Source organism: Streptomyces sp. NPDC052079 (assembly GCF_040680275.1).
Lineage (GTDB): Bacteria > Actinomycetota > Actinomycetes > Streptomycetales > Streptomycetaceae > Streptomyces.
Map to the genome: position 1 here is coordinate 189437 of NZ_JBFAWL010000008.1, position 12413 is coordinate 201849.

Below are 12413 nucleotides of genomic sequence, written 5' to 3' on the forward strand. Positions count from 1 at the left end.
CACCCCGCCCTGTCCGGCACCGAGGGCCCCGCTGCCGACCCGGCCGCCCTCCTTCGCGAACCCCGCGTAGAAATCGGTTGGGGACTGGGCGCGGGACTCGCTGGAGTTCATGCTCAGAAGTCCCATCCGTCGTCCTCGGTCCCGTCCTTGACGGGCTCCGGCGCGGCGAAGGACTCACCGACCATGCCGGCGGTCAGCGTCGTGCCGTCGCCCGGGTCGATGAGGATGAACGAGCCGGTGCGCCGCGAGTCCGCGTAGGAGTCGGCGGGCAGCGGTTCGGCGGTACGGATCTTCACCCGGCCGATGTCGTTGGCGCCGAGCGTGCCGGGGTGCGGGTGCAGGGACAGGTCGTCCAGCGTCAGCCGGGACGGGATGTCCTTCACGATCGCCTTGACCGTGCGCGTGCCGTGCTTGAGCAGCACCCGGTGGCCGACGGTCAGCGGCTGGTCCGCGACATGGCACACGGTGGCCTCGACGTCCTGCGAGGTGGTCGGCGCGTCCTTGCTGGGGACGATCAGGTCACCGCGCGAGATGTCGATGTCGTCGGCCAGCAGCAGCGTCACCGACTGCGGCGTCCAGGCGGCGTCGACCGGCTTGCCCAGCAGGTCGATCCCCGTCACCGTCGTCGTCCGGCCGGAGGGGAGCACGGTCACCGAGTCGCCCACCCGGAAGGTGCCCGCCGCGATCTGCCCGGCGTACCCCCGGTAGTCCGGGTGCTCGGCGCTCTGCGGCCGGATCACGTACTGCACGGGCAGCCGCGCGTGGCAGTGCGCCAGGTCGTGGCTGACCGGCACGGTCTCCAGGTGCTCCAGCACCGTCGGGCCGCCGTACCAGTCCATGTGCGCGGACGGCTCCACCACGTTGTCGCCGACCAGCGCCGAGATCGGGATCGCGGTCACCTCGGGGACGCCCAGCTCGGTCGCGTACGCCGTGAACTCCTCGGCGATGCCCGCGAACACGGACTCCCGGTAGTCGACCAGGTCCATCTTGTTGACGGCGAGGACCACGTGCGGGACGCGCAGCAGCGCCGCGATGGCGGCATGCCGCCGGGTCTGCTCCACGACACCGTTGCGGGCGTCGACGAGGATCACCGTCAGCTCGGCCGTGGACGCGCCGGTCACCATGTTCCGCGTGTACTGCACATGGCCGGGGGTGTCGGCGAGGATGAACCGGCGCCGGGGCGTGGCGAAGTAGCGGTAGGCCACGTCGATGGTGATGCCCTGCTCCCGCTCGGCCCGCAGACCGTCGGTGAGCAGCGCCAGGTCGGGAGCGTCCTGGCCCCGGCTGGCCGACGCGCGCTCCACGGCCTCCAGTTGGTCGGTCAGGACCGACTTGGAGTCGTGCAGCAGCCGGCCCACCAGGGTGGACTTGCCGTCGTCGACCGAGCCGGCGGTGGCGAACCGCAGCAGCGTCGTTGTCGACAACTGCTGGACTGGCGTCATGTGTAATCCCTTTGCTACATTCCGTGGCGGCCGCCGGGTCGGCGGTTTCGGCCTGTGGAGCTGATGTAAGACCTCGGCTTGGGTTCGTCCCGGGGGCTATCGGCTGTGAAGCAGGAAGCCCGGTGAGCGATCGCCGGATTCTGTGGTCTGCGGGCGACGGAAGAGGCCAACTTAGAAGTACCCCTCTCTCTTGCGGTCCTCCATGGCTGCCTCGGAGAGCTTGTCGTCGGCTCGCGTCGCACCGCGCTCGGTGAGGCGCGAGGCGGCGATCTCGGTGATCACCTTCTCGATGGTGTCGGCGTCGGAGTCCACCGCGCCGGTGCAGGACATGTCGCCCACGGTCCGGTAGCGCACCAGCCGCTTCTCGACGACCTCGCCGTCCTTCGGGCCGCCCCACTCACCGGCGGTCAGCCACATGTTGGAGCGGCGGAAGACCTCGCGCTCGTGCGCGTAGTAGATCTCCGGCAGTTCGATGCCCTCGCGGGCGATGTACTGCCACACGTCCAGCTCGGTCCAGTTGGACAGCGGGAACACGCGGACGTGCTCACCGGGGGCGTGCCGGCCGTTGTACAGGTTCCACAGCTCGGGGCGCTGACGGCGCGGGTCCCACTGGGAGAACTCGTCGCGCAGCGAGAACACCCGCTCCTTCGCGCGGGCCTTCTCCTCGTCCCGGCGCCCGCCGCCGAACACGGCGTCGAACTTCTCGCTCTGGATCTTCTCGGTGAGCGGCAGGGTCTGCAGCGGGTTGCGGGTGCCGTCGGGGCGCTCCTTGAGCACCCCGCGGTCGATGTAGTCCTGCACCGAGGCCACATGCAGCCGCAGCCCGTGCTGGGCGACGGTGCGGTCGCGGTAGTCGAGGACCTCGGGGAAGTTGTGCCCGGTGTCCACGTGCAGCAGCGAGAAGGGGATCGGGGCCGGGGCGAAGGCCTTCAGCGCCAGATGCAGCATGAGGATGGAGTCCTTGCCGCCGGAGAACAGGATCACCGGCTTCTCGAACTCGCCCGCCACCTCGCGGAAGATGTGCACCGCCTCGGACTCGAGGGCGTCCAGGTGGGAGAGGGCGTACGGGCTGGCCGTCCCCTCCTCGACAGTGGCGACGGTCGTCATGCCAGTCCCCTTTCGCTGAGCAGGGCGTACACCGACGCCGCGGACTCCTGCACGGTCTGGTTCTGCGACTCGATCCGCAGATCGGGCGTCTCGGGCTCCTCGTACGGGTCGTCCACACCGGTGAGCCCGGTGAGTTCACCCGCGGCCTGCTTGGCGTACAGGCCCTTCACATCGCGTACGGAGCACACCTCGACCGGTGTCGCCACATGCACCTCGACGTACGGCGTGCCGTTCGCCGCGTGTCGCTTGCGGACCGCGTCCCGGCTGTCGGCGTACGGCGCGATCACCGGCACCAGCGCGGTGACGCCGTTGCGAGCGAGCAGTTCGGCGACGAAGCCGATGCGCTGCACATTGGTGTGCCGGTCCTCGCGGCTGAAGCCGAGCCCCGCCGAGATGAACTCGCGGATCTCGTCGCCGTCGAGCACCTCGACCCGCCGGCCCCGCTCGCGCAGCCGGGCGGCCAGCTCCTGGGCGATGGTGGTCTTGCCGGCGCTCGGCAGACCCGTGAGCCAGACGGTGGCTCCGGTCGTCACGTAAGTCTCCTGAGGGGTCGTCATGGTCAGCCGTGCAGCCCGCACTCGGTCTTGGAGCGGCCCGCCCAGCGGCCGGCGCGCGCGTCCTCGCCCTCCAGCACCCGGCGGGTGCAGGGCGCGCAGCCCACGGAGGCATAGCCGTCCATCAGCAGCGGATTGGTGAGGACGCCGTGCTCGGCGACGTAGGCGTCCACGTCGTCCTGTGTCCACCGGGCGATGGGGGAGATCTTCACCTTCTGCCGCTTCTCGTCCCAGCCGACCACCGGGGTGTTGGCCCGGGTCGGGGACTCGTCGCGGCGCAGGCCGGTGGCCCAGGCCAGGTAGTCCTTCAGGCCCTCCTCCAGCGGACGCACCTTGCGCAGCGCGCAGCACAGGTCGGGGTCGCGGTCGTGCAGCTTCGGGCCGTACTCCGCGTCCTGCTCGGCGACCGTCTGCCGCGGGGTCAGCGTGATGAGGTTGACGTCCATCACGGCCTCGACCGCGTCCCGGGTGCCGATGGTCTCCGGGAAGTGGTAGCCGGTGTCGAGGAACACCACGTCGACGCCGGGCAGGGCGCGGGAGGCGAGGTGGGCGACGACCGCGTCCTCCATCGAGGAGGTCACGCAGAAGCGGTTGCCGAAGGTCTCGGCGGCCCACTTGAGGATCTCCAGGGCGGAGGCGTCCTCCAGGTCGCGGCCCGCCTGTTCGGCCAGCGCCTTCAAGTCGGCGGTGGTGCGCTCCTCCTGTACGGCGGTCATGTCCGGTCCCCTCCCGTGTCGGATCGCTCGAGCCCCCGGGCGAGCAGCCCGAGGAACTTCAGCTGAAAGGCTCGGTTGCACGCGCCGCATTCCCAGGCGCCGTGGCCCTGTTCGGCCGGGCGCAGGTCCTCGTCGCCGCAGTAGGGGCAGTAGAACGGTGCGGCACGCTCGCTCACGACAGGGCCTCTTCCGAGGCGCGGCCGACCCAGGCCGCGAACCGCTCGCCGTCCTCGCGCTCCGCCTGGAAGCGCTTGAGCACCCGCTCGACGTAGTCCGGCAGTTCGTCCGCGGTGACCTTCAGACCGCGCACCTTGCGGCCGAAGCCGGCCTGCAGGCCGAGCGCGCCGCCGAGGTGGACCTGGTAGCCCTCGACCTGCTCGCCCCGCTCGTCGAGCATCAGCTGCCCCTTGAGACCGATGTCCGCGGTCTGGATGCGGGCGCAGGCGTTCGGGCAGCCGTTGAGGTTGATGGTGATCGGTTCGTCGAAGTCCGGGATGCGGCGCTCGAGTTCGTCGATCAGCGAGGCGCCGCGGGCCTTGGTCTCGACGATGGCGAGCTTGCAGAACTCGATGCCGGTGCAGGCCATCGTGCCGCGCCGGAACGGGGAGGGCCGGGCGCTGAGGTCCAGTGCCTCCAGGGACTCGACCAGGGAGTCGACCCGGTCCTCCTCGACGTCGAGGATGATCATCTTCTGTTCGACGGTGGTCCGCACCCGGCCCGAGCCGTGCGCCTCCGCGAGGTCGGCGATCTTGGTGAGGGTGGTGCCGTCGACCCTGCCGACACGCGGGGCGAACCCGACGTAGTGGCGGCCGTCCTTCTGGCGGTGCACGCCGACGTGGTCCCGCCACTGCTGCACCGGCTGCTCGGGCGCGGGCCCGTCGGTCAGCCGGCGCCCCAGGTACTCGTCCTCCAGCACCCGGCGGAACTTCTCCGCGCCCCAGTCGGCGACCAGGAACTTCAGGCGGGCCCGGTTGCGCAGCCGGCGGTAGCCGTAGTCACGGAAGATCGACAGGACGCCCTCGTAGACGTCGGGCACGTCCTCGATCGGCACCCAGGTGCCAAGCCGCACCCCCAGCTTGGGGTTGGTGGACAGCCCGCCGCCGACCCACAGGTCGAAGCCCGGCCCGTGCTCGGGGTGGCGGACACCCACGAAGGCGACGTCGTTGATCTCGTGCACCACGTCGAGGACGGGCGAGCCGGAGATCGCCGTCTTGAACTTCCGGGGCAGGTTCGAATACGCCTTGTTGCCCAGGACGCGGCGCTTCATCTCCTCCAGTGCCGGGGTGCCGTCGATGATCTCGTCCTCGGCGATACCGGCGACGGGGGAGGCGATCATGACGCGGGGGGTGTCGCCGCAGGCGGTGACCGTGGACAGGCCGACGGCCTCCAGGCGGTCCCAGATCGCGGGCACGTCCTCGACGCGGATCCAGTGGTACTGGACGTTCTGCCGGTCGGTGATGTCCGCGGTGCCGCGGGCGAACTCCTGCGAGATCTCACCGATCACCCGCAGCTGCTGGGTGGTCAGCGCGCCGCCGTCGATGCGCACGCGCATCATGAAGTACTCGTCGTCCAGTTCCTCGGGCTCCAGGATCGCGGTCTTGCCGCCGTCGATCCCGGGCCTGCGCTGGGTGTACAGACCCCACCAGCGCATCCGGCCGCGCAGGTCACTGGGGTCGATGGAGTCGAAACCGCGCTTGGAGTAGATCGTCTCAATGCGTGTCCGCACATTGAGACCGTCGTCGTCCTTCTTGACCTGCTCGTTGCCGTTGAGCGGGGTGAAGTGCCCCACGGCCCACTGTCCCTCTCCGCGGTGACGGCTCACCTTACGGCGGGGAGTCGCGGCGGCAGGCTGCTGCGCGGCGGCAGGCTTCTGCGGGGTGGCGGCCATGTCTGATACGTCCTTCGGGACAGCAACGGATGGTGTCGGCGCGGAGCGCCGTCGATGAGGGGCGGTGGTCGGGCGACGGGAGGGAGGATCTGACCTGCGCTTACGAGCGCACGGATGGAGGTGCGCGTCGTTGCGCGGGGAATGAGGCGAAGAAGGGATGTCGGGCGATGCTGGGTGCTCTCAGCGCGCCGGACAGATGGCGCTGGACATGCGGCCGAGGTCGACGTGCCGCCGACTCACCAAGGCGATTCCAGTTCCAGGCATGGCGGAAGCCTGGCATGGCCGCTTGGACACAGTCCACCGTTATCCGAAATGTGGACACCCTTGTCTCGGAAAGAGAGACAAGGTGTCCTTGGTCACAACAGCCGCACGCGGTCTTGTCGGTGATGGTCAGGCCGGGTAGGCCCCCGGCCACGGGCCCGGCGTCGCCACCGCCGGCTCCTCCTCCACCTTGGTGTCGAAGAGAGCGAATCCCCGGCGCCGGTAGTTGTCCATGGCGTGCTCACCGTCCTTGCTGCACGTGTGCAGCCACACCCGCTTGGTCGGCTTCAGCCCCGGCCAGCGCTCCGCGAGGTCCCAGGCGCGGGCCGTGCCGCAGGACAGCAGATGCCCGCCGATGCGCCGACCGCGGAAGGCGGCGACGAGGCCGAAGTAGACGATCTCGACGACCCCGTCCTGCTGTGCCTCCAGCTCGACGTACCCCGCCGGTGTCCCCCGGTCGTAGGCGACCCACGTCTCCACCCCGGGCCGGTCCAGGTGCTCCATCCACTGCGCGTACGTCCAGCCCAGCCGGTCGGTCCAGCGGATGTCACCGCCGACCGAGGCGTACAGGAAGCGGCTGAACTCGGGGGAGGGCACCTCGGAGCGGACCACCCGTACGTCTCCCTCGGGCACGGCGGCCGGGCGGAGATCGGTGGGCGAGGTCTGCTCCAGGGACCAGGTGGTCACGGAGATGGTCGTCATGTCCGAAAGGGAACCATCCGGTGCGCGTTCCTGTCGAACGCCTGATCCGAACGTTGATCGAACGGTAGGCCCTAACGGCCGAGGGACCGGTCCACCGATGCCAGCGGCAGCGCGAACAGCATCCGTCCGGACTGCGACCACACGTCACCGGTCTCCTGCCAGTACGACAGGGACGTCGCCTCGCCGCTCCAGCAGCGGTGTGTCTCGTCCGCGCCGCAGCGGGTGGGCAGGGCCCCGTCCATGTCCTGCCGCCACAGTGTGCCCCGCTCGTCCGGGGTGCCGGTCATCCGGCCCAGATACCAGCCCGACCGGTACGACAGCACACTGCGCACATGGGTCAACTCGGTCTCGTACACCGCGACGGGGTCCGCCTCCAGCCGTCCGGCACGCCCCGGCTCCGTACTGAACGAGTACCGCCACAACCGGGTCGGCCCGTCCTCCCCGGCGGGCGTCGCCTCGTGCGCGACCAGGCTGTCCGGCGCGGTGCTGCGGTCCAGGGAGATACCGCCCGGCTGAGGGGCGCCCGCCCCGCTCGTGCGGTAGGAGGCGACCGCCGGCAGCACGTACCGGGCCCCGGCCGCCGACCAGCCGCCGGGTACCCTGCCCACCGACGTGCCCTCCACGGTGGCCCGCTGCACCCGGTCCACGTCGTACACGTACAGCGCGCCGCCCTCGCCCCGGCCCGTGGTCACCAGCAGCTTGTCCTGGTACCAGACCATGCCGGACACGGCGGAACCCAGCCCGCGGTAGTCGCGGCCGTCGTCCACCGGAACGGCCAGCAGCACCCAGGTGTAGCGCGGCCGGCCGGAGTCGTCGGCGTCCACGAAGGCGACCCGTGCGAGCCCCTGCTCCGCCGCCGAGCCCGTGGTCCTGCTCCACCCGGAGAGGATCACGCGGTGCTCGCCCCAGCGGCCGTCGTCGTCCGCGTCCCCGGAGGTGGTGACCGCCCCGGCCCGCCAGCCCTCGGTGTCGCCGCCCGGCCAGCAGTACGCCCGGGTCGCGGCGGGCTCGACGGGCAGTGCCCGCCGCTCGTCGTCCGAACAGTCCCGCGCGTCACGCAGCGAGCCGTCGGGGTCGTCGAGCACGGCACCCACACCCACCGGCCGGCCCATCTCGCCGGCGAGGCGGTCCAGCGCGTCACCCGGGACGTCCTGCTCGGTCAGCCGCAGCGGCGCGGTCTGCGCGGACGCGGTCAGCGGCTTCAGCGCCCCGGGGTCGTCGGCGTCGGTGGCCTGCGAAGCGCTGATCAGGGTGGCCGCCGCGGTCAGCCCGAGGGCGGTTCCGGCCAGCGCGGCCCGCAGGGCCCTGCCCCTTCTGCGCCGGCGGTGTCTGCCGCGATGCTTCATAACATCCTCCCGGGACGAGCCAACTGCGTCCGGTGATCCGCGGGTTGACCGTGGAGCAGATGGGATGGCCCGTACCGGATGCTACGACAGCCGGCCGCCGGAAGAGACAAAGACCCAGCAATTATGCGTGGTGTGCGCGGCATGGGGTGCGGCTTGACGCGCGTCGGCGGCTGCGGGTGGGTGGGGGCCGGTCGCGCAGTTCCCCGCGCCCCTGGGTGGGTGTCCCCGGCCGGGATGAGTGGTCCCGCTTCCGCGAGCGGGCCGCCGGATGTTTCAGATGAGCGGGCGGGCGCGTTCGACCACCGCCGTCAGGTCGAGGTTGGGGGCAGCGTGCCGCAAGCCGCGCCGGCGTCGTGAAGACCAGGCACAGTCGCTCCGCTCCCCGTGTCCCTGGGTGAGTGTTCCTGGCGGGATGAGTAGCTCCACTTCCTTGAGCGGGCCGCCGGCTCCTTCGGCGGGCCCCCGGACGTATCAGATGAGCGGGCGGGCGCGTTCCACCACTGCCTTCAGGTCGAGGGTGGGGGGCAGTGTGCCGAAGGCCCCGCCCGCGTCGCCGCCCAGGCGTGAGGCGCAGAAGGCGTCCGCCACCTGGGGCGGGGCGTACCGGACCAGGAGCGAGCCCTGGAGGACCAGGGCCAGCCGTTCCGCCAGCCGCCGTGCCCGGCCCTCGGCCCCGTCCATGTTCGCCAGCTCCGTCAGCAGGTTCTTGATCGCCCCGTCCAGCCGGTGGTCGGCTCCGCGCGCCGGCGCCACCTCCCGGAGATACGCGTCCAGCGCCACCGGCTCCCGGCGCAGCGCCCGCAGCACGTCCAGCGCCTGGACGTTGCCCGCGCCCTCCCAGATCGAGTTCAGCGGCGACTCCCGCACCAGCCGCGGCATCCCCCACTCCTCGACGTACCCGTTCCCGCCCAGGCACTCCGCCGCCTCCACCGCGACCGGCGGGCACCGCTTGGTCACCCAGTACTTCGCCACCGGGACCGCGATCCGCAGCAGCGCCCGCTCCTGCTCACCGCCGTCGTCGTACGCCGCCGCCAGCCGCATCGCCAGCGTGGTGGCCGCCTCCGACTCGAGCGCGAGATCGGCCAGCACATTGCGCATCAGTGGCTGGTCGACGAGCTTCGCGCCGAACGCCTCCCGGTACGCGCAGTGGTGCACCGCCTGCGCCACGGCCTGCCGCATCAGCCCCGCCGAGCCCAGCACACAGTCGAGCCGGGTCGCCGCCACCATCCCGATGATGGTGCGCACCCCGCGCCCCTCCTCCCCGACCCGGCGCGCCCACGTCCCGTCGAACTCCACCTCGGCGGAGGCGTTGGACCGGTTGCCCAGTTTGTCCTTCAGCCGCTGGATGAGGAACACGTTGCGCGTGCCGTCCTCCAGCACGCGCGGCACCAGGAAACACGTCAGCCCCCCGGGTGCCTGCGCCAGCACCAGGAAGGCGTCCGACATCGGCGCCGAGCAGAACCACTTGTGCCCGGTCAGCTCGTACGCGCCATCCTCCGCCAGCGGCCGCGCGGCCGTCGTGATCGCCCGTACGTCGCTGCCGCCCTGCTTCTCCGTCATGCCCATCCCGAACAGGGCACCGGGCTTCTGACCGGGTGGCCGCAGCTCCCGGTCGTAGATCGTCGACGTCAGCCGGGGCTCCCACACAGCTGCCAGCTCCGGTTCGGCACGCAGTGCGGGCACCGCCGCATGGGTCATCGACAGCGGGCATCCGTTGCCCGCCTCCACCTGCGTCCACATGTGGAACGCCGCCGCCCGCCGCACATGACCGCCCGGCCGCCCCCACGCCGCCGTCAGCCCCGCCGCGACGCCCTTACCGAGGAGCCGGTGCCAGGCGGGATGGAAGTCGACCTCGTCGATGCGGTGCCCGTAGCGGTCGTGCGTGCGCAGCCGCGGCGGATGCTCATTGGCCTGCACCCCCCACTCCTGCACCTGCGCGGACCCGGTCGTGCGCCCGAGCGCCGACAGCTCGGAGAGCCCCTCGTCCAGCACGTCCGCCGCCAGATGCCGCTCCACCGCCTCCACGAGGGCCCGGTCGGAGCCGAAGACGTCGTACTGCATCAGCGGTGGAGCCTGGTTGGTCACGGTGTGCGTGGTGCCTGCCATGTCCCGAACGTACCCCGCGGCCGGGTCCCCTCACCCGGCGGTCCGGCCTCCGGGTGAGTGCGACCAGGCACGACGGATACCTTTAGGTCGTGCAGCCAGCAAGTAAATTCCCAGACGAGCCCTCCGGCCGCCTCCACCGTGCCCGGGTCCTCTACCGGAACGTCTCCAAACGCAGGATCGCCTGGCTGCTGCTGAAGGACACCGTCAACTCGTGCATGGAGTACCGCATCCTGGGCCTGGCCGCCGAGGCGGCGTTCTTCACGCTCCTCTCCGTCCCCCCGCTGCTACTGAGCATGATCGGCCTGCTCGGCTACGTCGACGCCTGGACCGGCGCCGAAACCATCCAGAGCCTGCAGCGCAACCTCCTGGACGCCTCCCGCACGGTGCTCTCCGACCGCGGCGTCTCACAGATCGCGGAACCGATACTGCGGGACGTGACGAAGGGCGGCCGGCCCGATGTGATCTCCCTCGGCTTCCTGATCGCCGTGTGGTCGGGTTCCCGCGCGGTGAACGTCTTCATCGAGACCATCACCGTCATGTACGGCCTCGACGGCGTCCGGGGGATCGTGAAGACCCGGCTGCTGGCCTTCCTTCTGTTCATCGTGGCCCTGCTGATCGGGTCGATCGCGCTGCCGCTGATGGTCGCCGGACCGGACGCGGTCGTGGAGATCGTGCCCTGGTCGACGACGCTCGTCCAGATCCTCTACTGGCCGGTCGTGATCCTGCTGTCCGTCGCCTTCCTGACCACGCTCTACCACGTCTCCGTGCCCGTGCGCTCGCCGTGGATCGAGGACGTGCCCGGCGCGCTGGTCGCCCTCGGCATGTGGGTGCTCGGCAGCTTCCTGCTGCGGTTCTACCTCACCAACACCGTCGAGGGCCCCACCATCTACGGCTCACTGGCGGCCCCCGTCGCCGTACTGCTGTGGATCGGTGTGTCGGCGTTCGCCGTGCTCGTCGGCGCGGCGGTCAACGCGGCGATCGACCGGGTGTGGCCGGCCGCCGCGACGGCCGCGGCGCGCGAGTCGAACGAGCGGCTGCGGCAGGCGCAGGTCGCCGAGTACGTCGCCCGGACCTCCGCCGCGTCCGGCGAGGCCGATCCCGACATGCCGTCGGAGTTCCCGGAACGCTGGTCCCGCTTCCTCCCCCCGGACGACGTCACGGCCCGCCTGCGCGCGCACACGAGGCACCCGCACCCGAAGAACGGCGAGGGCCCGCCGCCGCGCGAGGACAAGTAACTTTTCCTCGCCCCCGCCGCCCCTTCCCGTCCCGTCCCTGGGGCTGCGCCCCAGACCCCCTTCGGCCCTTCGGGCCTCGTCCTCAAACGCCGGACGGGCTCACTTCCAGCCCCTCCGGCGTTTGAGGAGCGGGGGTGCGGGGGCAGCGCCCCCGGAGGTCGGGAACGGGAAGGGGCGGCGGGGGCGAGGAAACGCGGCTCACGCCGCCCACGTGCCAGCCGCCGCCTCCTCCGCGACGAACTCCGCGAAGTCCCGCGGCTCGCGCCCCAGTACCTGCCGAACCCCGTCCTCCACCCGCGCGTTGCGGCCGTCGAGCAGGGTCTCGAACACCTCCGTGAGGAACGCGGCCTCCTCCGCCGGGACCCCGAAACCCACCAGCGCCTTCTCGTAGTCACGCGCGGGAAGCGGCCGGTACGCCAGCGGCCTGCCCGTGGCCGCCGCGATCTCCGCCACCGCCTCGCGCCAGGTGAGCAGCTGGGGCCCCGTCACGGTCAGCGTCCGGCCCGCGTACCGCTCCCCGCCCGTCAGCGCCGCCACCGTCACGTCGGCGATGTCCCGCACGTCCACGAACGGCTCCGCCACCTCGCCCGCCGGGAACACCAGCTCACCGCGCCGCAGCTCCTCTACTAGCGGCCCTTCGCTGAAGTTCTGCGCGAACCACGCCGCCCGGACGACCGTCCAGTCCGCGCCCGACGCGCGCAACGCCTCCTCCGCCGGCAGCGCCTGGTCCTCGCCCCGCGCGGACAGCAGCACCAGTCTCCGCACCCCCAGCCCCAGCGCGACCCCGGCGAGCTCGCCGACCGCCTCCGCCGTGCCCGGGGCGCCGACATCGGCGTGGTGGACGAGATAGGCCGCGTCGGCCCCGCGCAGGGCCCCCGCCCACGTCGACCGGTCCGCCCAGTCGAACCCGGTCGCCCGCGACGCCGCCCGCACCGTCAGCCCCGCCGCCGCGGCGGCCCGCGCCACCCGGCTCCCCGTGCGCCCCGAGGCGCCCGTGACGACCAGGGTCATGTCCCTCGTACGCTTCGTGTCGTTCGTCATGCCGTCGAGTCAACT

General features: G+C 71.5%; 12 protein-coding genes. 1 reads left to right on the top strand and 11 read right to left on the bottom strand.

Going from position 1 to position 12413, the window contains the following annotated elements; all coding sequences use genetic code 11:
• Window positions 1–113: 113 nt before the first annotated feature.
• The 10 genes from AB0L56_RS15900 to AB0L56_RS15945 all read right to left on the bottom strand — a co-directional run bounded on the left by AB0L56_RS15900 (window position 114) and on the right by AB0L56_RS15945 (window position 10122).
• Window positions 114–1442 carry a GTP-binding protein gene (locus tag AB0L56_RS15900; RefSeq protein WP_365423610.1) on the bottom strand — a complete coding sequence of 443 codons (1329 nt, stop codon included), beginning with the start codon at window positions 1440–1442 and terminating at the stop codon, window positions 114–116.
• Window positions 1443–1613: 171 nt separating this feature from the next.
• On the bottom strand, window positions 1614–2549 hold the full coding sequence (gene cysD, locus AB0L56_RS15905; RefSeq protein WP_365423613.1) for a sulfate adenylyltransferase subunit CysD: 936 nt from the start codon (window positions 2547–2549) through the stop codon (window positions 1614–1616).
• Window positions 2546–3106: an adenylyl-sulfate kinase gene (cysC, locus tag AB0L56_RS15910; RefSeq protein WP_365423616.1), complete on the bottom strand. Its 561-nt coding sequence runs from the start codon at window positions 3104–3106 to the stop codon at window positions 2546–2548. The genes cysD and cysC overlap by 4 nt, the downstream gene beginning before the upstream one ends.
• 2 nt (window positions 3107–3108) lie before the next feature.
• Window positions 3109–3819, bottom strand: coding sequence for a phosphoadenylyl-sulfate reductase (locus tag AB0L56_RS15915; protein ID WP_361034153.1), 711 nt, complete (start codon window positions 3817–3819; stop codon window positions 3109–3111).
• Window positions 3816–3995 carry a hypothetical protein gene (locus AB0L56_RS15920; RefSeq protein WP_006136538.1) on the bottom strand — a complete coding sequence of 60 codons (180 nt, stop codon included), beginning with the start codon at window positions 3993–3995 and terminating at the stop codon, window positions 3816–3818. The genes AB0L56_RS15915 and AB0L56_RS15920 overlap by 4 nt, the downstream gene beginning before the upstream one ends.
• Window positions 3992–5707, bottom strand: a complete 1716-nt coding sequence (locus AB0L56_RS15925) for a nitrite/sulfite reductase (protein WP_365423621.1) — start codon at window positions 5705–5707, stop codon at window positions 3992–3994. Before AB0L56_RS15925 ends, AB0L56_RS15920 begins: the two co-directional genes overlap by 4 nt.
• Window positions 5708–5887: 180 nt before the next feature.
• Window positions 5888–5971, bottom strand: coding sequence for a putative leader peptide (locus AB0L56_RS15930; RefSeq protein WP_310887545.1), 84 nt, complete (start codon window positions 5969–5971; stop codon window positions 5888–5890).
• A 126-nt stretch (window positions 5972–6097) separates the two neighbouring features.
• Window positions 6098–6670 (bottom strand): GNAT family N-acetyltransferase, encoded by a 573-nt coding sequence (locus AB0L56_RS15935; protein WP_365423624.1) that lies wholly within the window; start codon window positions 6668–6670, stop codon window positions 6098–6100.
• Between the two features lie 71 nt (window positions 6671–6741).
• Window positions 6742–8016, bottom strand: a complete 1275-nt coding sequence (locus tag AB0L56_RS15940) for a hypothetical protein (RefSeq protein WP_365423627.1) — start codon at window positions 8014–8016, stop codon at window positions 6742–6744.
• A gap of 471 nt (window positions 8017–8487) precedes the next feature.
• Window positions 8488–10122, bottom strand: coding sequence for an acyl-CoA dehydrogenase family protein (locus AB0L56_RS15945; RefSeq protein ID WP_365423630.1), 1635 nt, complete (start codon window positions 10120–10122; stop codon window positions 8488–8490).
• Between the two features lie 89 nt (window positions 10123–10211).
• Here AB0L56_RS15945 and AB0L56_RS15950 point away from each other — a divergent pair, with 89 nt between their 5' ends.
• Window positions 10212–11357, top strand: coding sequence for a YihY/virulence factor BrkB family protein (locus AB0L56_RS15950; protein WP_365423633.1), 1146 nt, complete (start codon window positions 10212–10214; stop codon window positions 11355–11357).
• 198 nt (window positions 11358–11555) lie between these two features.
• On the opposite strand, the gene AB0L56_RS15955 is transcribed toward AB0L56_RS15950, so the two are convergent.
• The gene (locus AB0L56_RS15955) at window positions 11556–12398 is read right to left on the bottom strand and encodes an NmrA family NAD(P)-binding protein (RefSeq protein ID WP_365423636.1); all 843 of its coding nucleotides are present in this window, start codon (window positions 12396–12398) and stop codon (window positions 11556–11558) included.
• Window positions 12399–12413: the final 15 nt, after the last annotated feature.